At 41.1% G+C, this 25,412-nt stretch carries 20 protein-coding genes; 14 read left to right on the forward strand and 6 right to left on the reverse strand.

Annotated elements, in window-relative coordinates; genetic code table 11:
• Positions 1–63: 63 nt before the first annotated feature.
• The 4 genes from queG to ABZP26_RS02885 form a co-directional block, all read right to left on the reverse strand.
• Positions 64–1,197 (reverse strand): tRNA epoxyqueuosine(34) reductase QueG, encoded by a 1,134-nt coding sequence (gene queG / locus ABZP26_RS02870; RefSeq protein WP_024601217.1) that lies wholly within the window; start codon positions 1,195–1,197, stop codon positions 64–66.
• A 70-nt stretch (positions 1,198–1,267) separates the two neighbouring features.
• Positions 1,268–2,488 carry a methyl-accepting chemotaxis protein gene (locus tag ABZP26_RS02875; protein WP_024601218.1) on the reverse strand — a complete coding sequence of 407 codons (1,221 nt, stop codon included), beginning with the start codon at positions 2,486–2,488 and terminating at the stop codon, positions 1,268–1,270.
• A 58-nt stretch (positions 2,489–2,546) separates the two neighbouring features.
• Entirely contained in the window at positions 2,547–3,251 is a 705-nt protein-coding gene (locus ABZP26_RS02880) for a glycerophosphodiester phosphodiesterase family protein (RefSeq protein WP_024601219.1), read from the reverse strand.
• Complete coding sequence (locus tag ABZP26_RS02885; protein ID WP_024601220.1) at positions 3,248–4,114, reverse strand: DMT family transporter; 867 nt, start codon at positions 4,112–4,114, stop codon at positions 3,248–3,250. The genes ABZP26_RS02880 and ABZP26_RS02885 overlap by 4 nt, the downstream gene beginning before the upstream one ends.
• 328 nt (positions 4,115–4,442) lie before the next feature.
• On the opposite strand from ABZP26_RS02885, the gene ABZP26_RS02890 reads away from it, so the two are divergent.
• The 5 genes from ABZP26_RS02890 to rlmB all read left to right on the forward strand — a co-directional run bounded on the left by ABZP26_RS02890 (position 4,443) and on the right by rlmB (position 10,462).
• The gene (locus ABZP26_RS02890) at positions 4,443–5,546 is read left to right on the forward strand and encodes a sensor histidine kinase (RefSeq protein WP_024601221.1); all 1,104 of its coding nucleotides are present in this window, start codon (positions 4,443–4,445) and stop codon (positions 5,544–5,546) included.
• On the forward strand, positions 5,543–6,157 hold the full coding sequence (locus ABZP26_RS02895) for a DNA-binding response regulator (protein WP_013464084.1): 615 nt from the start codon (positions 5,543–5,545) through the stop codon (positions 6,155–6,157). Before ABZP26_RS02890 ends, ABZP26_RS02895 begins: the two co-directional genes overlap by 4 nt.
• 162 nt (positions 6,158–6,319) lie before the next feature.
• The gene (locus ABZP26_RS02900) at positions 6,320–7,054 is read left to right on the forward strand and encodes an enoyl-CoA hydratase/isomerase family protein (protein ID WP_024601222.1); all 735 of its coding nucleotides are present in this window, start codon (positions 6,320–6,322) and stop codon (positions 7,052–7,054) included.
• 208 nt (positions 7,055–7,262) lie between these two features.
• Positions 7,263–9,722 carry a ribonuclease R gene (gene rnr, locus ABZP26_RS02905; protein ID WP_024601223.1) on the forward strand — a complete coding sequence of 820 codons (2,460 nt, stop codon included), beginning with the start codon at positions 7,263–7,265 and terminating at the stop codon, positions 9,720–9,722.
• On the forward strand, positions 9,719–10,462 hold the full coding sequence (gene rlmB, locus ABZP26_RS02910) for a 23S rRNA (guanosine(2251)-2'-O)-methyltransferase RlmB (protein ID WP_008112440.1): 744 nt from the start codon (positions 9,719–9,721) through the stop codon (positions 10,460–10,462). Before rnr ends, rlmB begins: the two co-directional genes overlap by 4 nt.
• A 91-nt stretch (positions 10,463–10,553) precedes the next feature.
• Here rlmB and ABZP26_RS02915 read toward each other — a convergent pair whose 3' ends face one another.
• Complete coding sequence (locus ABZP26_RS02915) at positions 10,554–12,710, reverse strand: TonB-dependent receptor family protein (RefSeq protein WP_368485336.1); 2,157 nt, start codon at positions 12,708–12,710, stop codon at positions 10,554–10,556.
• Between the two features lie 243 nt (positions 12,711–12,953).
• A complete protein-coding gene (locus ABZP26_RS02920) occupies positions 12,954–13,811 on the reverse strand; it encodes a LysR family transcriptional regulator (RefSeq protein ID WP_368485337.1) in 858 nt (285 codons plus the stop codon).
• Positions 13,812–13,937: 126 nt separating this feature from the next.
• Here ABZP26_RS02920 and ABZP26_RS02925 point away from each other — a divergent pair, with 126 nt between their 5' ends.
• The 9 genes from ABZP26_RS02925 (at position 13,938) to ABZP26_RS02965 (ending at position 25,333) form a co-directional block, all read left to right on the forward strand.
• On the forward strand, positions 13,938–14,528 hold the full coding sequence (locus tag ABZP26_RS02925; protein ID WP_368485338.1) for a hypothetical protein: 591 nt from the start codon (positions 13,938–13,940) through the stop codon (positions 14,526–14,528).
• Positions 14,529–14,664: 136 nt separating this feature from the next.
• A complete protein-coding gene (gene gcvT, locus ABZP26_RS02930) occupies positions 14,665–15,747 on the forward strand; it encodes a glycine cleavage system aminomethyltransferase GcvT (protein WP_368485339.1) in 1,083 nt (360 codons plus the stop codon).
• A 77-nt stretch (positions 15,748–15,824) separates the two neighbouring features.
• Positions 15,825–16,214: a glycine cleavage system protein GcvH gene (gcvH, locus tag ABZP26_RS02935; protein WP_013464091.1), complete on the forward strand. Its 390-nt coding sequence runs from the start codon at positions 15,825–15,827 to the stop codon at positions 16,212–16,214.
• A 151-nt stretch (positions 16,215–16,365) separates the two neighbouring features.
• On the forward strand, positions 16,366–19,257 hold the full coding sequence (gene gcvP / locus ABZP26_RS02940; protein ID WP_033104353.1) for an aminomethyl-transferring glycine dehydrogenase: 2,892 nt from the start codon (positions 16,366–16,368) through the stop codon (positions 19,255–19,257).
• Positions 19,258–20,563: 1,306 nt separating this feature from the next.
• Positions 20,564–20,872, forward strand: coding sequence for a hypothetical protein (locus ABZP26_RS02945; RefSeq protein WP_024601230.1), 309 nt, complete (start codon positions 20,564–20,566; stop codon positions 20,870–20,872).
• Between the two features lie 429 nt (positions 20,873–21,301).
• Complete coding sequence (locus ABZP26_RS02950; RefSeq protein WP_024601231.1) at positions 21,302–22,039, forward strand: hypothetical protein; 738 nt, start codon at positions 21,302–21,304, stop codon at positions 22,037–22,039.
• A gap of 16 nt (positions 22,040–22,055) precedes the next feature.
• A complete protein-coding gene (locus ABZP26_RS02955; protein WP_024601232.1) occupies positions 22,056–23,069 on the forward strand; it encodes a sensor histidine kinase in 1,014 nt (337 codons plus the stop codon).
• A complete protein-coding gene (locus tag ABZP26_RS02960; RefSeq protein ID WP_024601233.1) occupies positions 23,066–23,806 on the forward strand; it encodes a LytTR family DNA-binding domain-containing protein in 741 nt (246 codons plus the stop codon). The genes ABZP26_RS02955 and ABZP26_RS02960 overlap by 4 nt, the downstream gene beginning before the upstream one ends.
• Before the next feature lie 477 nt (positions 23,807–24,283).
• Positions 24,284–25,333 (forward strand): AI-2E family transporter, encoded by a 1,050-nt coding sequence (locus ABZP26_RS02965; RefSeq protein WP_368485340.1) that lies wholly within the window; start codon positions 24,284–24,286, stop codon positions 25,331–25,333.
• Positions 25,334–25,412: the final 79 nt, after the last annotated feature.

Consider the following 25,412-nt stretch of genomic DNA (forward strand, 5'->3'; position numbering starts at 1 on the left):
TCGCTACGATTAGGCAGATAGCTTGTATCAGCGACATTATGTCGCGTTTTTTAGGCAATAGGCTTATGCGTCTCTGGGTAGGCCTTTTTCAACAATCCGTATTAGCCGTGCTGTTTTGCGCAGCTTTTGTCTTTGTTTATCATGTTGCTGGGTAAGTGCCCATTCTATGTGCTCATTCACCATGTCACTGACCGTTTTGCGTTTATCTTCAAGTGCATGAATAATCGCTGGGCTAAAATCTGCGTTGCCTAAGCCAACCGCTATATTTCGTAACCAACGCTCATGGCCAATACGCCGAATAGGGCTGCCCTCGGTATTTGTTAAAAAGGTAGTTTCATCCCAGGCAAATAATGCGAGTAAGTCTTTATTTTTTAATTGTGTACGGGGGTGGAAGTCTTGCTCGTCGGTAATTTGTCCATAGCGATTCCATGGGCACACTAACTGGCAATCATCGCAACCATAAATGCGGTTACCCATTAAGGTTCGGTATTGCTCTGGAATAGCCCCTTGATGCTCTATGGTTAAATACGATATGCATTTACGTGCATCTACCACATAAGGTTCTACAATAGCGCCGGTAGGGCAAAGGGTTATACAGGCAACACATTTACCACAACCTTCGAACGTGTTTTCATCATCAATAGGCAGTGGTAAATCTACAAATAACTCGCCTAAAAAAAACCAAGAACCAGCCTCTTTATTGATTAATAAAGAATGTTTACCTCGCCAGCCAAGCCCTGCTTTTTCAGCTAATTGACGCTCAAGCACTGGCGCTGAATCAACAAAAGGCCTAAAGCCATAGTCACCTACCTGCTGTTCAATTTTTTTACCTAATTGCTTGAGCCGATTACGCATTAATTTGTGATAGTCACGGCCAAGCGCATAGCGGCTGATATAGGCTTTCTCGTTATTTTTAAGGTTTTTGGCAAAGCCTGAATCTGGCGGCAGGTAATTCATTTTTACTGAAATAACTCGTTGCGTGCCAGGGACTAGTTCGCTAGGGCGGGCGCGTTTCATTCCATGTGCAGCCATGTAATCCATTGAACTATGATACCCTGCATCAAGCCAACGCTGAAGCTGTGCTTCATGCTTAGTTAAATCAATGTCAGTAATGCCCACTTCACTAAAGCCAAGTTGTTGGCCCCATAATTTTATTTGCTGGGCTAGCTGTTCATAGTTTGGTTTTACGTCGCTCACATACTTCACACAGTTAAATGACAAGCCGCTTAATTTAGCATAATCGCGGCTTGGGTGAAATTGTTATTGCCTAATCTACAAAGCGTTTTAACTGTTGTTGGGTTTGTTGGCTTAGCTTTTGTGATTGTTCAGAATCATGCAGTGCTGTATCTATTTGTTGCTTGGCTTGTTCGCCTAGCGCCACAATTTGCTCAACCGATTCATGCGTTTGGTTTTGGGTATCTTCGAGCAAGTGTACGGCATTGGCTATTTGCTGCAATTGTTGTTGATTATGTTCAAACTCATTGAGCATTTTACCAAACCCATCAGAGGTGGTGTTAATTGATGTTTGCGCATTATTTGAGTGGTTTATTAATTGCTCTGACTCTTTATTCGTTTCATTAACGAGCTCATTCATTTGGGTAATAAAATCACTAATTTGGCGTGTTGCGTCGCTTACTTTTACCGATAGGGTACGAACTTCATCGGCAACCACGGCAAAACCTCGCCCCGCTTCACCAGCGCGTGCCGCTTCTATGGCTGCATTTAGTGCTAATAAGTTAGTTTGATCCGAAAACTCTTCAACCATTTTTAAAATACTGCGAATGTTTTCGCTGTTCTCTTTCAAGCCCGCAATCGTTTTAGAAAAACTACCCAGCATTTCATTAATAAGCCTTACCTGCTCAACTAGTTTTGATAGCTCACCAGCAGAGAGCTTTACAAAATTAAGGTGTTCATTATTGACCTGATGTACGCTATCAGTGTTGCTTACTATAGCCTGCAGGCTTTGGGTAATTTGATTACTGGCATTAATAATGGTGTGGCTTAAATTAATTTGCTGCTCACTCAATTGTTCAGTGTGTTGCATTGATTGCGTTACTTGGCTGTTACTCTGCACACTCTCTTGGGCGCTGGTATAGGTAGTGCTTAATAAACTATTTAAATGGGTAGTAAATTGATTGTATTGCTCACTTAAGTCTCTAAATTCATCAAACGTGAAATGGGGTAATTTGGCTGCTAAATTCGCATCTTGTTGATTAATATTAATGAGCGTATCGCGCATTGCTTTTACCGGGCGCACAATTAAAAAGCGCATATAAAAAATAGTAAAAATAAAGCCTGCAATAATAAGTAGCGCAAGTGCCCAAAATAAGCCAGTGCTTTGCTGGTTTTCGGTTAAGCTACTGTGCAACCAAAACAAAGTAATGGCTTGAAATAAAAAAACAAAACTTAAATTCCCAACTATTTTTCGGGTTAAAGTATAAAACAGTGTTTGTTCTAAAAAATTATAAATACGCATGTAGCTACTCATTAAATAGTGACCTACTAAATTATTGTTTTTATAGCATAAATGGCAATTAAATAATTAGTTATAGTTCATTTAATTGCGCTAAATAATGCTTAGTTCGTTCAGGGTCGTTAGTAAAAATACCATCAACACCACAGGCAAGCATCAGTTTAATATCTTCGACTTCATCTACGGTGTAAGCAAATACTTGTAAACCGCGCATTTTGGCATCGTCTACAAACGGTTTGTTCATAAAGTTTTTGTCAATATGAATGCTGTAGGCCTGTAAGTCTTGTGCAAACTTTGCATACTGCAATGGAATTGATGCAGTAAGTGCGCCAATTTTAAGCCACGGTAAACGGCTCTTTAGCCAGTGTAGTTGATGATGATTAAATGATGAAACTAAAATATTGTCTGCGGTTATTTTTTTGTTCGCAATGTTACTTTCAAGCACGGTTGCAAACTTTTCAAGTTCAAAGGTATGCTTTAGCTCTAAATTGAGTAAGGTTTGGTTATTATTCCAGTCTATTAATTGCTGCAAAGTAGGGACTTGTTCGCCATTTCCTGCATCAAACTGTTTAATTTGCTGGGCACTAAAGTCGCACACTTTGCCTTTGCCATTAGTGGTTCTATCGAGGTAGGTATCGTGAATAATAACGTAATCATCAAGCGCGCTTTGTACATCAACCTCAATGCCATCTACATTCGCTTTTAACGCCGCTATAATGGCGCTTTGCGTATTTTCGGGGAAGTGTGTGCTTGCGCCTCTATGTGCAAATATTTTCATGGCTGCTTTTTCCGTGAAATTGACCAAGTTTCAAAGCACGCAGCACTAACAATCAGTGCGCCACCAATCAGGGTCATCACTGAGGGGCGTTCGTGCAGAATAATTATAGCCAGTATTGTGCCATAAAGGGGCTGTAAGCAAGAAATCAATCCAGCGGTTGCTGCTGATAAATGTTTTAAACTCGCTGCAAATAACGAATGCGGCATCGCAGTAAACACCACACCGGCAATAAGCAGCAATATTAAATCAGTATCATTAATTTCTGTTATGGGCACTTCAATAAAAGCACACAGCATCAGGCTTGCCACTAAGGTTTGGTAAAACATGGTTTGCGGTCCACCATACTCGCTAAAGTAGCGTTTATGAGTAATATTACGAAGAGCAAAAAATAATGCTGATACCACGCCCGTCACAACACCTAAAGTGATGTCATCGCCTAAATTAACGTTAGGGATCAATAAATAAATGCCAAAAATCACCACCACAGCACTTATTATATCTTTTGTTTTGGGCTTACTTTTATTAAATAGGGGTTCTAAAAATACCGTGATCACGGGATAGGTAAAAAAGGCTAACATGCCCACGGTAATTCCCGCCAATTGCATGCCTGCAAAATAGGTTACCCAGTGAATACCTACGGCAACGCCTAATAAAATGGCAATCACATAATCTTTAGCGCGATGCAGCTTAATTGGTTTTTTTTGCAAAGTTAGTAGCACACAAATTGCCAGCCCAGCGATAGCCGCGCGATAAGCGGTAATATCTAATGCATTCAAACCAATTAGCTTTGCGAATAAGGCGGTACCGCCAAATAAAAGGACAGCAATATGTAAATAAATTAAGCTTTGTTGTTGGGACTGCATTAAATTTCCAGGTCACTTTTTTTGGCTATATTAGCATTGCTTTTACACTCAGAAGATGAATTTTTCTATTTCATGACAAATGTCAGCCAAGTTAATGACATTTCACACTCTTATCTATTTTACCCACTGGCATAGTTACCTTACTTATATTGGAGGGTGTTATGAATTCTTTAATTTTAACAAGCTTAAGCATTAGCGATTTTTTAGAAACACTAAGTTTTACTATCACTTATGTAGATTGTTTTATGTTCGTATGCATTTTTATGTTATTTGTATTTATTAATAAAAAGAGTGCTATAAATAAAAATAATAGGCCAGAGGTATTGGTATGAGCTCGGTTAACAGGTTTTCTCAGCAAAGCGATAAAGATTTTTGGAAATATGGTCATTTAGTTTTTACCGGTTTTTATTTACTCCCGATGATCATTGATTTTGCTAACTTTACGGCTCATCAAATCACTCTGTCTTTAGCCTTTTATATTGCGTTTATATTGTTATATGTAAAAGCAATAAATTGCAAAAATGGGGGAGTAACTAAGTTATTTATCGCTATGTTACTGGTGTGTTTTAGTGCCACTTTTTATAGCGCTGGTACACCAACCTTATTTGGCTTTATAGCTTATGTAGCGGGCTATACATATAGCAATTATCAAAGAGTTTATGCCGCATTAGCGATAATTTTAACTGTTTTGCTAAGTTCCTATGTGGGCGATATAGCCAAGCTTGAGTACTTTTTAGCGGTGGCTTTAATTTTATGTGCGGCCCTATTTAGCTATGGTATAGCGGCAAAAAGAGAGCGCGAACATAAAAAGCGCGAACAAGAAAGCGCAAAGCAATTGGAGCAACTAGCAGCCATTGCTGAGCGTGAACGCATAGCCCGAGATTTACACGATATTTTAGGTCACTCACTGTCATCAATAGCTTTAAAAGCTGAGCTTGCGAATAAACTAAATCAAGGTGAACGATACGATCAGGCCAATAACGAAATAGCCCAAGTAGCAAACCTTGCAAGGCAATTGCTTAGCGATGTAAGAAACGCGGTAAGCGATTTAAAGCAACTCGATCTAGTGAGCCAAATCGCACAGCTAAAACAAACGCTTATAGCGCAAGGTTTTAACATAAAATTTAACGTTAATTTAGCGACCTTACCCGTTAAAGTAGAGGGCATTGCGAGCCTTATTATTAAAGAGTCGGTTACTAATTTATTACGCCATAGCAGTACAAAAAACGGTTCTATCAATATAGAGCAAACAAAGCAGCAATTAGTTATCAACGTTATTGATAATGCGCCATGCACTACATTAAAAGCAGGTAATGGTTTAAATGGCATTAAAGAGCGGGCTGAGCAATTAAATGGCAATGCAACATTTACCTGTGGCGACACATTTACTTTAACTGTTGTGCTGCCACTGAGTGCTGAGGATTTAAAATGATCAAAGTTTATTTAGTTGAAGACCAAGCGCTGGTTCGCGACGCAGTTGCAGCCTTATTAAGCCTTGATTTCAATATTGAGGTGATTGGTCAAGCAAGTAATGGCCAAGATGCGTTAAATGAAATCAACGCGCTTAGTGAAGACTTACACCCAGATATTGTTTTAACAGACATAGAGATGCCAAGCATGAATGGTATTGAGCTTAGTGAACAAATAGCCGCTAAGCACCCTGCAATTAACATGGTAATTATGACCACCTTTTCGCGAGCCGGTTATATTAGGCGTTCTTTAAGTGCGGGTGTTAAAGGTTTTATTTTAAAAGAAGCGCCAAGCGAAGAGCTAATCAATGCGCTTAAAAAAGTAATGCAAGGGCAAAAGGTGATTGACCCAGAGCTGGCAATTAACGCATTAGACGATACCGATCCACTCACAGATAAAGAACGCAAAGCGTTAAAACTTGCAAGTGATGGCTTAAAAACCAGCGAAATAGCAAAACAGCTTTATATAAGTGAAGGCACAACGCGTAATTATTTATCCGATGCAATTGCTAAACTCAATGCCACAAACCGAATTGATGCAGCACGTATAGCCCGACAAAAAGGGTGGTTGTAATTGCGCGAATATTTAAACGCTATGGCTTAAGCTCTCGCTTCTTTAATGGTTACAAAAATAGACGCTTTATAAATTTCATACAACGTATTACTATTCTATTTATAATTATAAAAGTAATGAAAAGTGCTAAAAGCGCAGCTAAAAGCACTAAATGAGGGTCTAATGACAGCATTAATAGAAATTACCACGCAAGGAAGCACGGCTATCCTTACTATGAATACAGCAGAAAACCGCCATAATCCAACCTTTATAAACGAGTTTAATCAACACCTAGATACGATTGAGGCTAACGAGCATATTAAAGCGGTGGTGTTAACTTCAAGCAGCGATAAAAGTTGGTCGTTAGGCATTGATTTACAGTGGATGGCAAACCCTGACAACACACCACAAATAATTGCCGATTTTATGAACTCGATAGGTGCCTTGTTTAAACGTATTGTTACTTTTCCTATGCCTATTATTGCCGCGCTAAACGGCCACACTTATGGTAATGGTTCGGTACTGGCGTGTGCCTGTGATTTTCGTTTTATGAAATCAGACAAAGGCTTCTTTTGTTTCCCCGAAGTCGATGTATTAGTGCCGTTTGTACCGTCTATGTTTCCGATTATTAATAAAGCGATTAATCCGCAATTTTTTAACCGCTTAGCCATGACCGGTGAGCGCGTTGATGCGCAAAAATTATTACAACATAACGTTATAGAGGCCACCTTTGCTGATGAGCAAGCCTTGCAAACGGGTGTGTTAGAGTTTGCGCAAAGCTTTAATAAAAATCGCTGGATATACTCTCAAAACAAAACCCAAATGAACAAACCAATACTCGATGTTATGGCTGCACAAGATGCGGCTTTTATTGAACACATCAGCACGCTATTGTGGAAGAAACTACAGCAAAAGTAAGCTGTTTATATAAAAGTGAGTAAACATCAGCACTTCTATTTTACTCACTTTTAAGCTCTTAAATTAAGTACATGTTAAGCGTTATTTATTTATATTTTCACAAAATGCAAAAGGTAATAACGCTTTATTAAAAGTTTAATGGCTTTTACCTGTCTCATTGCGAGTATATGAGTTAAAATACTTACATAACCAACTAACAAGATAGTGAATGTCAAACCAAGATCCAAATCTCAGTCGAGAACAAGAAAAGTACGAAAACCCAGTCCCTAGTCGTGAGTTTATACTTACTCACCTGCAAGAGCGTTCCAAACCTGCTAACTACGCACAACTATGTGAAGAACTCGCAGTCAACGATGAAGAACGACAAATAGCATTTAAGCGCCGACTTCGCGCCATGGAGCGTGATGGGCAGCTGTATTTTAATAAATTTAAATGTTATGCCCTGATTGACGAAGCCGGTTTAACCAAAGGCAAAGTAGTCGGTCACAGAGACGGTTTTGGCTTTTTAGAAGTTGAAGGCGAGAGCAAAGATTGGTTTATTGCCAAGCATCAAATGAATATGGTGCTTCACGGTGACATCGTTCTTGCCAAAGGCACTAAACGCGGCTCAGGCTCAAAATGCGACGCACGCATCATCAAAGTACTTACTAATGAGCGAGCGCCTATTGTTGGCCGCTATTTTGTTGAGCATGGTATTGCCGTTGTTGTGGCTGAAGATCCGCGCATTACCCAAGACATTATTATTCTACCGGGTAACGAAAAAGGCGCGCGCCATAACCAAATGGTGCAAGTGCAAATAACCCAAAATCCAAGCCGTAATATGAATGCGGTAGGTAAAGTTATCGACGTACTGGGCGAGCATTTAGCGCCGGGTATGGAAATTGAAGTTGCGCTGCGTAATCACGATATTCCACACGTATGGCCTGAAGAGGTTGAGCAACAAGTTGCCCACTTAGGTGAATTTGTTGAAGAAGCCGATAAACAAGGTCGAGTTGATTTACGCGGCTTACCGCTTGTGACCATAGATGGCGAAGACGCTCGTGATTTTGATGATGCTGTATACTGTGAGCCTAAAAAGTCGGGTGGCTGGCGCTTATGGGTAGCCATTGCCGATGTATCACATTATGTAGGTATGAACACGCCGCTTAACAAAGAAGCGATAGAGCGCGGTAACTCAGTGTATTTCCCTGAGCAAGTTATTCCAATGCTACCAAAAGTATTATCTAACGGTTTGTGCTCGCTTAACCCTGAGGTTGATCGTTTGTGTATGGTTGCAGAAATGACCGTATCGCAAGAGGGTAAGCTCTCAGGTTATAAGTTTTACGAAGCGGTGATGAACTCACATGCACGTTTAACTTACACCAAAGTAAATGCCATTTTACATAACGATGAAAAGCTACGTAAAGAATACGCAGCTGTAGTGCCACATTTAACTGACTTACAGCAAATGTACATGGCATTAAAAGCAGCGCGCCAAGAGCGTGGTGCGATTGAGTTTGAAACACTCGAAACTCGTTTTGTATTTAACGCACAGCGTAAAATAGAATCAATTGTGCCGGTTATTCGTAACGATGCGCATAAGCTCATTGAAGAATGTATGATTTTAGCCAATGTTTCGGCGGCTAAATTACTGGAAAAACACGAAGCCAGTGCACTGTATCGAGTACACGATGAACCCGATAGCGAAAAGCTGGGTAACTTTACTCAGTTTTTAACTGAGCTGGGGATTGAAAGCACGCTAAGTGATGAACCAACCCCAAAAGAAATTACCCATGTGTTGGCTCGTTTAGGTGACCGCCCAGAGGCTGAACTTATTCAAACCATGTTGCTACGATCAATGAAGCAAGCGGTTTATCAGCCAGATAACATAGGCCACTTTGGTTTAGCATTATCGGCTTATGCGCACTTTACCTCGCCAATTCGCCGTTACCCAGATTTAGTGGTGCATCGTGCAATTAAAGCAGTATTAAAAGCACAAGGGCAGCAAACCTCTGGTGAATACGCTTATAGCGATGATGAAGTCGATCAACTTGGTGAGCAGTGTTCTACCACTGAGCGCCGCGCAGACGATGCCACCCGTGAAGTAGCCGATTGGTTGAAATGTGAATACATGCAAGATCATGTAGGCATGGAGTTTAACGGGGTTATTTCATCGGTTACTAACTTTGGTTTATTTATTCGTTTAGATGACTTACAAATTGATGGATTAATTCATGTTACTAATTTAGGTGATGAATATTTCCAGCATGATGCAGCTAAACATTGTTTGGTGGGTGAGCACACACATACGGTTTATCGTTTAGGCGACAAAGTCACTGTGCAGGTTGCCTCGGTAAGCTTAGATGATCGTCGTATAAACTTAACGCTTAAAGGCGATGTTGCCCAAGATCGTTATGCGCGTCGTCGTGCACCTAAAAAAAATGCTCCAGCGAGCGTTCGCTCACAACTTAAAGCCGGTAAAATCCCGGGTAAAAAGTCAGCAAGTGATGACAAAAAGCCAAAGCCGAGTAAAAAGCCTGCTGCAAAAGGCAAATCAGCGAGCAAATCAAAAGTAAAAGCGGATGACACCACCGCTAAGAAAAAAACCAAAAAGAAAGCGGTCAAAAAGCCTAAAAGACCAGGTAAAAATGCCCGTAAACGTAGTAGCCCAGGAGCAAACAATTCGTGAGTAATGAATTAATTTTTGGCTTTCACTCTGTTGAAGCAATTTTGGCAAAAGAGCCAGAGCGTTTTATAGAAATATACGCCCTTAAAGGACGTGATGATAAGCGCTTATCGCCGGTGATTGAGCAAGCGCGTCAGTTTGGTATTTCAGTACAGTTTATGCAACGAAAAGCGCTTGATAACAAAGCGAAAGATGAGCAGCATCAAGGCATTATCGCCAACGTGAAAGCGGCACGTGTGTTTAACGAAAAAGATCTTGATGAGATCATTGAACGCGAAGACACCCCGTTTTTACTGGTACTTGATGGCATTACCGATCCGCATAATTTAGGTGCCTGCTTACGTAGCGCCGATGCTGCCGGTGTTCATGCCGTGATAGTTCCTAAAGACAAGTCAGCAAAGCTTAATGGCACGGCACGTAAAGTGGCCTGTGGCGCAGCTGAAACAGTACCGCTTATTCAGGTTACTAACCTTGCACGTACATTACGTGAAATAAAAGACGCAGGTGTATGGGTTGTAGGCACAGCCGGTGAAACCGACACACACGTATTTGATGCCAGCTTAACAGGCCCAATGGCGATTGTGATGGGAGCTGAAGGCGAGGGTATGCGCCGTTTAACGCGTGAGCACTGTGATGTACTCGTTAAAATTCCAATGGCGGGCACGGTTTCAAGTTTAAATGTATCGGTTGCAACCGGTATTTGTTTATTTGAAGTATTACGCCAGCGCGCAGAAACAAATTAAGCCTATTAATTACATAGGCATTATAGGCATTAAAAAGCCGAGATTGATTTAATCAACCTCGGCTTTTTTGTACTTTTAAGTTAGCACTTTATTAAAAACTGTAAGAGTAGCCCATTTGTACTGAACGTGGCTTACCAGGTTGAATACCGCCATTTGCACGGTTAGCAATGTAGGTTTTATCAAATAAGTTATCTACGCTTAGGTATACTTTTTGGTTTTCGTCGATTAAGTACTTAGCAGCTAAATCCCATACAACACGGCTATCAATCGCATTTAAGCCTGAGTTAGTTAAATCAGCATGTGCATCAGACACGTAACGTATTTGGCTATTTACCACAAAGTTATTCACTTCTGCGCCAAACGATAAAGCAACCTGGTTCTCAGGTACGTAAGGCATTGCATCGCCTTTTTCTACTGAGCCCCAAATTTCTGAATCAAACGTGTTTTTAAATTCTGAATCTGTGTAGGTGTAAGTTAATTTTACTGGAAACGCAACCGATGCAGTATTAAACGTACGACCTGCGCTAAATTCAAAGCCCGATACTTCTACTTCACCGTAGTTGTATTGGTCACCAATGTTATCGTCATTACAACCTACTGATGCAGTACAGTTACCATGCATATTGTCGTAATCAGAGTAAAACGCAATTACTTCACCGTTAAAACCGCCCGCATTAAAACGAGAGCCAAACTCGATGTTGACGCTCTCTTCTTCGTCTTGGTCTGCATTACCCGGTGCTGCAGGGGCGTAACCTTTTTGAATACCAGCAAGTAACGTAACATTGTCGTTAAGTGTGTAAGTAGCACCTAAAGACGGTACTAAAATTTCAGTATCGTTAGAGATATCTTTTGTTAAGCCTAGGCTACGGGTTGGATCTGACTTAGCCCACTCTTCACGGGTAATAGTTATGTCTTCATAACGAAGACCAGCACTCACTACTAATGCATCCATTGTCCATTCGTCTTGAATAAATAGCGTGCTTGCTTTTGCACTGTCTAAACGGTTGCTGTTAGAGCCTGGAGCGCCTTGTGAGGTAAGAGTCATGCTTAAATCTTGATTAAGCGTGTATTTGTCTTCCCACTGGAAACGATCCATTTCGTCTTCGTGGTAACGTACGCCAACCGTAATGTAGTGAGCGCCCGCTGGGATGTGTAATTCAGACTGCACACCTTTGGCTTGGTAGTCACGGTTATTGGCTTTAACACCTATATTTTCAATACCGGCAGCTGTTGGGTTTGCTTCAAACTCGCTGTATTGCTCAAGTGTGCTTGAACCAACACTGCTTGCTTTATACCAATTACGGTGGAAGTCGTTTAGATAAGCGGTTGCTAAAACTTCATAACCTTCACCAAAACGGTATGCATAGTTTACTTGGTATGCATTATGGCGAGTGTTCATTTCATCATTTTGCGATGCCGCATAACGACGGTACGGGTTTTGTTGGTAATCGGCATCGGTTAAACCCATGTAAGTTTCGTCTGATGTTTCTTCAGAGTACTTTACTTTGAACTCAATGTTATGCGCATCGTTTTCACCAAAGGTATGGCCAAACTTTACCAGTACGTCGTTTTTTTCAAAACCTGTGTTGTCATCACCTACTGGCAATTCTTTAAAGCCATCAGCGCCGTAAGAAAACACTTCAATTAAGCCTGCAGTGTTGTTTTTTTCTTTTGCGAAGTAAGCGTGACCTTTGTAGTAACCATCGCTACCAAGGGCTGCATCTAGCATGCCTGTTGAGCTATTTGGCTCAGTTGGCAGGCTGCGAGAAAGTAAGTTTAATACACCACCGGTTGTACGCGGGCCGTATTTAACAGAGGCAGCGCCTTTTAGCACTTCAATTGACTCCATACGACCCATAGTAGGGAAGTAGTAAGCCGATGGCGCAGAGTAAGGAGCCGGAGCAACAAGTACGCCGTCTTCCATCACAGAAATTTTGTCGTTACGGCCAGTACCTGTCCCGCGCATACCAATATTAGGGCGCAGGCCGTAGCCATCTTCTTCTTGCACGTACACACCTGGTACAGATGCTAACACGCGAGAAATATCGGTAAATTCGAATTTTTGCAATTCTGCATCTGAAATAAACGTAGCAGATCCTGGAATATCGTTAATAGCGGCTTGTGAGCCAATAACGGTAATTTGTTCAAAGTTACGCTCAACTTTGTCAGAATCTTTTGCCATTGCTGTTGTGCTCAAAGACAGCGCAACAGCTGCAGTTAACGAAGAAACTAAAAATTTATGTGACATTGATTACCCTAAAAATAGTTCAACTACTGAAATTGGCGTAATTTAAACATGTTAACGAATGAGAATCAATATTATTAAGTTTTACTATCATTTACATCTGTCGTAAAAACAGGCTGTTTTTATAACATTTTTAACTAGGTGTTTATTTTTGTTTTATAAAACAGGGATAATGTATTGGCTGGTGGCGGTTAATTTGACCTGAACGCTGCTTGAGATAGATTTATTATCCAGAGTTCAGGTTATTTAAGCAGTGGGGTAACCTAAGCGCAGCTTAATAAACTCAGCGAGTTTAAACACGGCGTTTTCAGGTTCGCGGGCAGTTTTAACTAAACTAATGCCAATGCTACCGAGCGCAGGTAAATTTTTAGTGTGTAATTGATAGGTTAAATCGTTCGGCACCGTACTTCTTGCCAGTACAGTAATACCTAAACCTTCTTTTAATGCCGCAATTAAACCGGTTAAATCGGCGTTGCTGTAAACAATACGGTATCTAATACCTGCTTTTTCAAGCGCTTGGGTTGCTCTGCGGCGATAAATACAGCCTTCAGGTGCTGTTACTAAGATAACGGTTTCATTTTGCGCCATTGAAAGATCGCCAACCCACACTAATTGGTCTTGAATAAAAATAGGGAACTTTTCTGAGTCAAGCTGCTCATTTAGCGCCAGTACTAAATCAAATTGATCTTGGCGCTCATCCGAAAGTAAGTGTTTACTCAAACGTGACTTCACTTCTAACGATACATCAGGGTAGAGCGCCACAAAGTCGCCAATAATAGAGGGTAAAATACGTGCTGCAAATTCGCTAGGGATCCCTAAGCGCACTTTACCAGTGACACTTTCGGAGGTGAACAACTGTAAAATGGCATCGTTATGTTGCACCATTTGTTTTGCCATAGGCAGTAACAGTTCACCATATTGATTAAGTACTTGGCGTTGTCCCTGCTTTTTAAATAATTTATAGCCTAATAAGTCTTCTAAACGTTTTACTTGTAAGCTTACCGCCGGTTGCGAAAGGCCAAGTAAATCGCCTGCTTTGGCAAATCCACCTACCTCAACCACCATAACAAATGTGCGTAAACTGTCGGTTGAAATGTTTTTCATATTTAAAATTACTATTTATATGGCTATATATATAAGTATTATTTATCAATTGATAAGTAATTACAATTTGTTGTTGTAAGCCTTGCGCAATATACTTTTGCTATTAAAGATAGATAGGTATTTGTTATGACTTTTAACCCGATAATGTTTGCCCGCCATAGCAACGCTAACAGCGTGGTTATTAATGCCTTACAAGCTAATAACAGCCACGTTGTTATTGATTTTAGCGGCAGTGAAGCATCGGTGTTTTTAAGTGCGATTTTAGGTCATGACCTCACAAAACTAACCGCCAGTGGCTTTGGCTTTAAGGGCACATTGGATGGCGATTTAAATTCTGATTTTAGCTACGCCGTTTACTACTTTAGCGAAACCGCATTTAGATTTGTACTTCCTGTTAATGCCAGCCTGCAATTACAAGCTCTCATTAACGAGCAACAACTTAGATACGATATCGACTTTGTGGTACGCACCGATTTAGCAACCTTTACCTTAACCGGTAGCAACGCCTTTGATACCTTAGTTGATGCGTTTAAATTAACCCCTGGCTTACGCCTTGCTGATGCGCAGCTTTGTTATGGCGCGCAAAGTGGCGAAGTGTTTGTTACCGCGGTAGATAAAAACAACGAGCAGCAGTTTATAGTGATTGCTAAAACGCCTACGCTTGATAAGTGGCAACAGTATATGCAGCAACAAGGCTTTAGTGTTACTAACACCTAAGCTGTTTAATTCGTTAAACATATTTTTGTTAAAGATTACAATTTGGTAGGCGTATTAATGGCTACCATGTTATTCCCCCTCATTCAATTGAGGCCACGCCCACACACATGGGTTAATTTAAAAGTGAAGGAATATTATGACTTCTAAAACAGTATTACATGCAAAGCACCTTGAAGCCGGCGCAAAAATGGTTGATTTTCATGGCTGGGAAATGCCAATTAACTACGGTTCACAAATAGAAGAACACAACGCCGTACGTAACGATGCGGGCATGTTCGACGTATCGCACATGACCATTGTTGATATACAAGGTGAGCAAGCACAAGCATTTTTACGCAAGCTTGTGGCTAACGACGTTGCTAAATTAACCGTACCTGGCAAAGCGCTTTACACCGGCATGCTTAACGAGCAAGGTGGTGTAATTGACGACTTAATTATTTACTACTTTAGCGAAACATTTTATCGCTTAGTGGTTAACTCAGCGACCCGTGAAAAAGACCTAGCACATTTAGCTAAGGTATCGAGCGATTTTGCCGTAACGGTTACTGAGCGCCCAGAATTCGCCATGATTGCAGTACAAGGCCCTAATGCACGCGCTAAAACTGCCCAGGTTTTAAACGCAGACCAGCAAGCTGCAGTTGAAGGTATGAAGCCATTTTTTGGTGTTCAAGCCGGTGATTTATTTATTGCTACAACAGGTTATACTGGCGAAGACGGTTACGAAATTGTAGTACCAAACGAGCAAGCAGCCGATTTATGGCAGCAACTGCTTGATGCCGGTGTAGCGCCTGCGGGCTTAGGCGCGCGCGACACACTACGTTTAGAAGCAGGTATGAACCTTTACGGCCTAGATATGGACGAAAGCGTATCACCACTGGCAGCTAACATGTCATGGACTATTGCATGGGAGCCAGAAGATCGTGACTTTATTGGTCGTGATGTTTTGGTAAAACAACGTGCAGAAAAAAGTACTCACAAGCAAGTAGGTCTTATTCTTGAAGAAAAAGGCGTACTACGCAGTGGTTCTAAAGTAATTGTTGATGGTGGCGAAGGTGTTATTACATCTGGTACATTCTCACCAACATTGGGCTATAGTGTTGCATTAGCACGTGTGCCACGTTCAACCGGCGACACAGCTCAAGTAGAAATGCGTAAAAAATTAGTTAACGTAAAAGTAGTTAAATCGGGCTTTGTACGTAACGGTAAATCAATAATCTAAATAATTTGGTTATACCAGTAAATAGGTCACCCTCATTTATTGGTATTCTCCCAATCTAAACCAAAGGATGAAACAAAATGAGCAATATCCCTAGCGAGTTAAAATACGCACCTTCACACGAGTGGGTTCGTAATGAAGGCGACGGCACTTACACTGTTGGTATTTCTGAGCACGCCCAAGAGCTGCTTGGCGACATGGTATTTGTTGAATTACCAGAAGTAGGCGACGTAGTCGATGCAGGCGAAGACTGTGCAGTAGCAGAGTCAGTAAAAGCGGCGTCAGACATTTACGCACCAATTAGCGGTGAAGTTGTTGCTATTAACGAAGAGCTAGAAGATTCTCCAGAAACAGTAAACAACGACGCTTACGGCGACGGTTGGTTATTCCGCATTAAAGCATCTGACGAATCTGAAGTTGATAACTTGCTCGACGCAGAAGGCTACGCACACACTATTGACGAAGAGTAATCGTTAGTTAGTTAAAAGCCCCTCTATTTAAAACATTGGGGCTTTTATGATTTTACAGCTTATTACCATACTCAGTAAGTTGCCAAATCATCACATATTTTAATCAATACTAGTTACCCATTAGTATTTAGGATCATAGGAATCTGGACACATGTCAAACGCCAAATCTCTTGAACAATTAGAGCAAAAGCAAGATTTTATTCGCCGCCATATTGGGCCAAGCCCAGCGCAAGTAAACGACATGCTTAGCGCTCTTGAAGTATCGAGCGTTGAAGAGCTGATCGGTCAAACTGTACCTGCTGGTATTCGTCTTGAGCAAGGTCTTAATATCGGCGAAAGCCGTACCGAAGTTGAAACACTAAGCTACTTAAAATCAGTAGCAAGCAAAAATAAAGTTTTCAAATCGTATATTGGCCAAGGCTACCACCCAACTCACGTACCGCACGTAATTTTACGTAACGTACTTGAAAACCCTGGTTGGTACACAGCGTACACACCGTATCAGCCAGAGATTGCACAAGGGCGTTTAGAGTCACTATTAAATTTCCAGACTATGACCCTAGATATTACCGGCCTAGATTTAGCAAGTGCCTCATTACTTGACGAATCAACCGCTGCAGCTGAGGCAATGGGCCTTGCAAAACGTGTATCTAAAGCTAAAAAAGCCAATGCGTTCTTTATTGCCGACGACGTACACACGCAAACCATTGACGTAGTGAGCACCCGTGCAGAGCAATTTGGTTTTGAAATTATTGTAGGTAAAGCCGCTGATGCCGTGAACCACGACATTTTTGGTGCGTTATTTCAATACCCGTCAACATCAGGCGAAATTGTTGATATAACTGACCTAATTGCTGGCGTACAAAGCAAAAAAGCGATTGCCTGTGTGGCAGCCGATATCATGAGCTTATTACTATTAAAAGCACCAGGTAAATTGGGCGCAGATGTAGTACTTGGCTCTGCTCAGCGTTTTGGTGTGCCTATGGGTTACGGTGGTCCACATGCTGCATTTTTTGCAACACGTGATGCTTACAAACGTTCATTACCAGGGCGTATTATTGGTGTATCAAAAGACCGTTTAGGTAACGATGCACTGCGTATGGCAATGCAAACCCGTGAGCAACACATTCGTCGCGACAAAGCCAACTCAAACATTTGTACTGCGCAAGTATTACTAGCGAACATGGCGGCGTTTTACGCGGTATACCATGGCCCGCAAGGCTTAAAAACCATTGCACAACGCATTCACCGTTTTGCTGATATTTTAGCAACTGGCTTAAAAGCAAAAGGCGTGGCACTTAAGCACACTACCTGGTTTGATACATTAACTGTTGTTGATGAAAACAAAGCTGACGTGATTGCCCGTGCTGTGGCTAAAGGTGTTAACTTTGCTGCTAACCATGCAGGCGAGTACTCAATTTCAGTATCAGAAACCACAACACGTGCAGACATTGCCGAGTTATTTGATATTATTTTAGGCGAAGGCCACGGCCTAAGCGTAGATGCAATTGCTGCGGATGTTGAAGCAAATGGCAGTGACTCTATTCCTGCAAGCCTAGTGCGTGATGATGAAATCCTAACGCATCCAAACTTTAACAGCTACCACAGCGAAACAGACATGCTTCGCTATATTAAGCGCCTTGAAAACAAAGATTTAGCGCTTAATCACTCTATGATCTCGTTAGGTTCATGTACCATGAAACTAAACGCGACCGCTGAAATGATCCCAATTACCTGGCCTGAATTTGCAAACCTTCATCCATTCTGCCCGCTAGACCAAGCAGAAGGTTACCAAATAATGATTAACGAGCTACACGATTGGTTAGTTAATATTACTGGTTATGACGCGGTTTCACTGCAACCAAACTCAGGTGCACAAGGTGAATACGCAGGCCTAATCGCCATTCGTAAATACCACGAGTCACGAGGGGATGCGCACCGTAATGTATGTTTAATTCCAAGTTCTGCGCACGGTACTAACCCAGCGTCGGCACAAATGGCGAGCATGAAAATTGTGGTTGTTAACTGTGATAAACACGGCAACATCGACATGGAAGACTTAAAAACCAAAGCTGCTGAGGTGTCTGAAAACCTATCATGTGCCATGGTAACGTACCCATCTACCCACGGTGTATACGAAGAAACGATTCGTGAGCTATGTGAAATTGTTCACCAGCACGGTGGCCAAGTTTACATGGATGGCGCAAACATGAACGCGCAAGTAGGTGTTACTAGCCCAGGCTTTATTGGCTCAGATGTATCGCACTTAAACTTACATAAAACCTTCTGTATTCCACACGGCGGCGGCGGCCCAGGTGTAGGCCCAATTGGTGTTAAATCGCACCTTGCGCCATTTATGCCAAACCACAGTGTAATTAACGTACCAGGTACTAATGCTGGTAACGGCGCAGTATCGGCAGCGCCTTATGGCTCTGCAGCTATTTTACCTATTTCATGGGCTTACATTGCCATGATGGGCTCTGAGGGCTTAAAACAAGCGACAGAAATGGCGATTGTAAATGCTAACTACCTAAGCAATGAGCTTAGCAAGCACTTCCCAATTTTATACCGTGGCCGTAACAATCGCGTTGCCCACGAATGTATTATTGACCTACGCCCATTAAAAGAAGCCTCAGGCATTACTGAAATGGACGTTGCTAAGCGCTTACAAGATTACGGTTTCCACTCACCAACGATGTCGTTCCCAGTAGCGGGCACATTGATGATTGAGCCAACTGAATCTGAGTCTAAGGGCGAGATTGACCGCTTTATCGAAGCGATGGTGTCGATTAAAGGTGAAATTGATAAAATCATTTCAGGTGAATGGTCTATCGAAAACAACCCACTGGTATTTGCACCACACACACAAGCTGATGTGTTAGGTAATGAATGGGACCGCGCGTATGACCGTTTTTACGCTGCTTTCCCAGTGCCAGCAGTTGCTAAAGATAAGTTCTGGCCAACGGTTACACGTATAGATGACGTATACGGCGACCGTAATTTAGTATGTGCATGTCCTCCGATTGAGACATACCGCGACTAATTTTTGAACTTTAATGGGTAGTAAGCTCCACTGTATAGTGGGATTTATCAAAATTATAAAAGCCGTTGCAGCAATGCAACGGCTTTTTTGTGTGTGGTGATTAACGTTAATTGTATAAGCGTAGATTGGATTGGGTGAAATGAAACCCAACAAATCACAAATATACTTACTCGCTAAAAAAACCAAGAGTATGTGTTATTTATTGTAGGCGTTTAGCTTGCTGGCGTGTTGGGCATAAACTCGATTAGTGTTTTAGGTTTTCACCACCGATAGCGTTAGTGCGTTTCGCACTTCTAGAATTTAGAAACCTTATTCAAGGTTTTGTCGCGCTGGCGACGGCAGCCAAAGAGGGGCTGCCGCTGACCCCTCTCTGGACTTTCCCAGCGCACCCGAGCATCACGCTTAATCCTTCAAATAATTAATTGATGTGAACGTAAACGGCGAAGATAGGCCATCCATGGCCTAGTTTCGCCTTATCGCGCATCCATGCGCGACATTACTCATCAATTGCTTATTTTCAGGGCGTGATGACGGGGGAGGGGGTTAAACGTGAGATTGGTGTTTGGTCTTGGCAAGAAACAAGACCTGACCCTCTGTATTTCCTCTAGGTTGGGAAGAGTGAAACGAAACCCAACAAATCCCAAATATACTTACTCGCTCAAAAGCCAAGAGTATGTGTTATTTCTTGTAGGCGTTTAGCTTGCTGACGTGCGGGCGATAGCCCGAATAAGTATTTGAATAGGTGCTTGGAATTACTATTACAGATAACGCGAATATGTTTAGCACTTCTAGAAATAGAAACCTTATTCAAGGTTTTGTCGCGCTGGCGACGGCAGCCAAAGAGGGGCTGCCGCTGGTCCCTCTCTGGACACTCTCAGCGCACCCGAGCATCACGCTATTTCCTTCAAAACACAATTGATGTGAACGTAAACGGCGAAGATAGGCCATCCATGGCCTAGTTTCGCCTTACCGCGCATCCATGCGCGATATTACTCATCAATTGCTTATTTTCAGGGCGTGATGACGGGGGAGGGGGTTAAACGTGAGATTAATGATTAATAATTGGTCTAGGTAAGAAGTAAAACTTGATCCTTCGAATTATTACAAAATTATATTTTCCAATCGAATAGGGGGCACCCATTAGAAAGTTCCGGTCAAGCAGACAGCTGTGTTTCCTTGATCTTTTTATTCAAAAACCAAGTGTTCTTATTTTAAACTCTATTTATTAAGTGCTTAGTACTGATGAATAAGTACAATAGTTAAAATTTATTTATTTTAATTTTATATTTACAAGGAAGTTGTTTATATGAATGATGTAACGCCATTTTTATATATTGCTATTTTAGCTTTTTATTTTTTACACAAAAACGAAGAAGGTAAAATACTAGTACCGATCTTTGCTTTTGCAGCAATACCGTTATTTAGTAATGACTACTGGCTATGGTTTAAGGTGAGTATAGGGCTGAGCATCTATGTTTTAATGGTAGAAAAAGCTAAGGCCGGATATACAGGAGGTGGGGCCGTTTCAGCATTCGCTATATTTTTTATAGGGGCTTATATAGTCAGTATTGTTATTAATACAGTTATATCCGTAACGGCTAATAGCATTTTTTAATTGTATATAGTCCATAGAAAGACCAAAGGGCTCACCCATTAGAAAGTTCCGGTCAAGCAGGCAGCTGTGTTTTCTTGATCTTTTTATTCAAAAACCAAGTGTTCTTTCTGTTTAACTCTATTTTAATATGACTACGCATCCAGCAATGACATCGATTGTCGTGAATATGCACAATTGCTTGGATAAAGAGGGCTATGAGAATTAGATCGCTTTAATTAAGACCCTTGGTTTTCGCCTCTGCCATCGTTTAGTGACAATGTCAGTCCAGTTGAACTGATGAGTAACTATGTGTATTTATCGCCATTGTTTTACTTTGTTGCTATTTATCCCCCTCTTATTTGAAAGCTTCCGCTGCTTATAGTTTTTGCGTATTACCGATAAACCTATCTGGCTATTCTAATAAAAAAACAACACAAGATAGGTAAAACAATGAATAATACACAGCTAGATAACCAGCTTAAAACACAAAAACGTATCAACCTTGGTTTAACAGTAACAATGGTAGCGCTTGCCAGTTATGTTGGCTTTTTTCAACCTAAAGCCACTGAGTTTGAAGAGATCAGTGTTGAGCGCATCAATATTGTAGAGAAGAACGGTTTAAACCGTATGGTATTGGCTAATTCTGATAAGTCACCCGGAGGTGTTAAAAATGGCAAAGAAGTGTTCAAGTCTGATAGCCCTCGACCAGGGATGATCTTTTATAACGACGAAGGCACTGAAAACGGCGGGCTTATTTTTAGAGGGCAAAAGGTAAACGATAAAGTGAATCATGGCTTACATATGTCGTTCGACCGTTATAACCAAGACCAAACCTTGATGATGCAACACATCGAGATGGAAAATTACATGATCAGTGGTTTGACAGTCATGGACAGACCAAACACAGACTTAGATTTTGAAATGACCAATCGCTACCTCGAAGCCCAAAAGAGAGAAGACATTGAAACGATGCAAGAGATTGAAAAATATCTAACAGATAATAAACTACTTGGCGCACGAAGAGCCTTTTATGGCACACTAAATGGTGATTCACGCTTGCAACTGAATGATGCTAACGGTCAGAAGCGTATTCAAATGGTGGTGACCAAAGCGGGTGAAGCCAAGCTAGAGTTTCTAGATAAGAGTGGAAAGGTTATTATGAGCCTACCTGATTCAATAGCAGAATAAAAAAAGGAAATATATTATGCCTAAGAGTGTTAACTACCTAGTTTTATTTATATTTTCATTTTTAATCGTATTGTACGCAGCGCTATTGAGCACCCCTGTAGGTGAGTCGTTAACTATTCACTTTGACGCGCCGGTTTGGATGTTTTTACAGTGTGTGATAGCGCAGTGGTTAACACTCAAGGTATACCGAACACTAAAGCAGAAACAGCAGTCACTGGTGAGTTACATCTCTAAGGTGTTCATCGTGAGTAATGTGGTATTTACCTTATGTATTTCGGTATTTATTACGTATTTAGAGAGTCTGATCGGTATTCAAAAAGTTGACTCTATGCATGTTATTGCTACTTTTGGCATGAGTTCGTTGTTACACATGTTAGTCGCTGCGTACAGTATCGCATTCGAATTGGTTACCCGTTTGCAGGCGCAACAAGCAGCTTTGGCAAATAAAGAAAAGGCTTTGTTAGATAGCCAAGTAAAAACCTTACAGCAACATATTGATCCACACTTTTTATTTAATAATTTGAATGTGTTATCGGCGTTGATATTAAAGAGCCCTGAAGAAGCCGAAGAGTACTTAGAGACTTTTAGCAACATCTACCGCTATATATTAGAAAACAAGTCAAAAAACTTAGTACCTCTGGCTAAAGAGCTGGTGTTTATTAAAGATTACATGGCTTTGATTGAAACGCGATTTAATGGCCTTTATAGGTTGCGTATAAATGTGGATAACGCGCTTTTAGCAAACCGTTATGTGATCCCATGTTCGCTACAATTGGCAATTGAAAACGCGGTTAAGCATAATGGTGCCACGGTTGATAACCCCCTCGATATTCACATAAACGTAGAAGTAGATGACATTGTGGTAACCAATAATTTAAACGAAAAAGAATATAAACCCACGTCAACAGGGCTTGGATTAACGCATTTGCAAGCTCAGTGTCAGGCGGTTTTTAATAGGCAGTCTCACATAGAGAAGAACGAATCAGCGTTTGTACTCACTGTACCAATGACATCAGAAGTGGCGTTATGAAAGTTGTTATAATTGAGGATGAGCCATTAGCGGCACAAAAATTAAGTGGTTATATTACACGGTATTCAGCAGAATGTGAGGTGATTAAAGTACTCACTCAGGTGGCAGAGGTAATTGACTATTTACAGAACGATCCTGAGGTAGATTTAATCTTTTCAGATATAGAACTGTTGGATGGGGAAGTGTTTAGTGCTTTTGACGAAGTTGACTTACCATGCCCTATTATTTTTACCACCTCTTACAATGAGTTTTGGACGCAAGCATTTGATAATCAGGGCGTAGCATATTTACTTAAACCATTTACCTACAAGCGTTTTGTTAGTGCTATGAGTAATTATGAGCAGCTGAGACGCAATCTCGTCAATACTATCAAGCCTAATGCAGTAGCAACTAAACGCTATAAAAGTCGCTTCTTTTTAAAAAAAGGTCAGGTGGTCGATATTCTCAAAACAGAAGATGTGGTCTGCATTCGCGCCACTTCGGGCGTATTGTCAGCCTATGATAATCATGGCAAGCACCATTTGCTTACGGGCAACTCAATGACCGAGCTAGAAGCTCAGCTCGACCCAAGTCGCTTTTTTAGAGTTAACCGCAGTGAAATAGTGAATATTAATTATGTACTTTCATTTGAAAGCTATGCTAAAGAGACATTAGCAGTTAACTTGCAACATATGAGTGAGCCACTAATCACCAGCAAAACACGTACAAGTGACTTTAGAAAGTGGTTAGCTACCTAAATAGCTATAATCGAGGTAATGGTTTTACTTGCTACCTTGAGAATCAAAGGGGTCACCCATTAGAAACTTCCATTCAAGCAGGCTGCTGTGTTTTCTTGATGTTTTTATTCAAAAAACCAAGTGTTGTTACTTTTTAAACTCAATTTAAATATGATTACGCACCTAGTAATGACGTCGATTGATGTGAATATGCGCTATGGCTTGGGTAAAGAACGCCCTATGAATTTGAGCCTTTGGTTATCGCCTCTGTCATCGTTTAGTGTCAGTATTATTTTTAGCCACATTCACGCATTAAGCCATATCAATTGAGCCTGTAAACGGTGTCTTTCCTTCATAACAAAACGAGCCGTTTTATATAGGAGACTGTTAAAAAAGCACTAAAACTGATAAAACTGTACTTTGCAAAATTTTAATTGCATTGAATGTATAGGCATTAACTTTATTAAGTGCATGCCATACCAAGCAAAGGGAGAAGCAATGAGCTCTGATAGCAACTATATTCGCAGACTATTAGCAACCATTGGCATTACAGCTGTAGCAATAGGCTTATTTATGCTGCTGTGGCAATTATCGTATGTGTTATTGCTTATATTTGGTGGGATTTTATTTGGTGTTTTTTTAATAGGGCTTGCGAGTCTGTTACAGCGTTGGCTACCTTTACCCCGATGGGGACTGGTAATGCTTGTTACTGCTACCGTATTGGGGTTATTAATACTTGCTGGCTACTTGGTTGGTCCCGCTATTATGGAGCAGTTGTTACAGCTTAGAGAGCAAATAACTGGTGGGGTAAAACAGTTAGAAGGTTACTTGAAGGGTAAAGAGTGGGGCGAGGCTCTGCTTCAGTGGGCGCAAGGGCAATGGGAACAAGCACCACTTTCACCAAGAAAGCTGATGGGGGAAGTTTCCGGGGTCTTTTCTACTTTATTTGGTTCACTTGCTGATATATTTGTTATTTTATTTATTGGTTTTTACCTCGCACTGCACCCTAAACCTTATAAAAAAGGGTTACTATTTTTATTTCCAAGCGATAAACGCAGCCGCATAAATGAAGTAATGCACAGTGTATATTATGCATTGAAGTTATGGTTAATGGGCCGTGCAACATCAATGATTGTGGTCGGGCTTTTAACCGCGTTAGGTTTGTGGCTTATTGATATGAAATTGATAATGGCGTTGGCATTGCTTGCGGGTTTGTTATCGTTTGTGCCATTTATAGGGCCTATTGCTGCTTTGATACCTGCGGTATTAGTCGCGTTACTCAATAGCCCAACCCAAGCTGCGTATGTACTAGTCGTGTACGGTGTTGTACAAGTGCTCGAGAGTAATGTAATAACACCGTTTGTACAAAGAACAGCTGTTTCATTGCCGCCAGCAGTTATGCTTGGTGGGCAATTATTGATGGGCGCTATGTTTGGAATTCATGGCTTGGCGCTTTCAACGCCGTTGTTAGTATCAATTATTGTCACAGTGCAGATGCTCTATATACGGGATGTTTTAAAAGAGAAAATCCAACCATTAGGGCAGTGATACGTTAAAGAAAGTGGCAAGTTATATAAATATAATTTGCCACTTTTTATGCCAATTAATTAACAAGTTACTCTTGTGT

This window comes from Pseudoalteromonas sp. SD03 (genome assembly GCF_040937955.1).
Classification (GTDB): Bacteria; Pseudomonadota; Gammaproteobacteria; order Enterobacterales; family Alteromonadaceae; genus Pseudoalteromonas; species Pseudoalteromonas tetraodonis.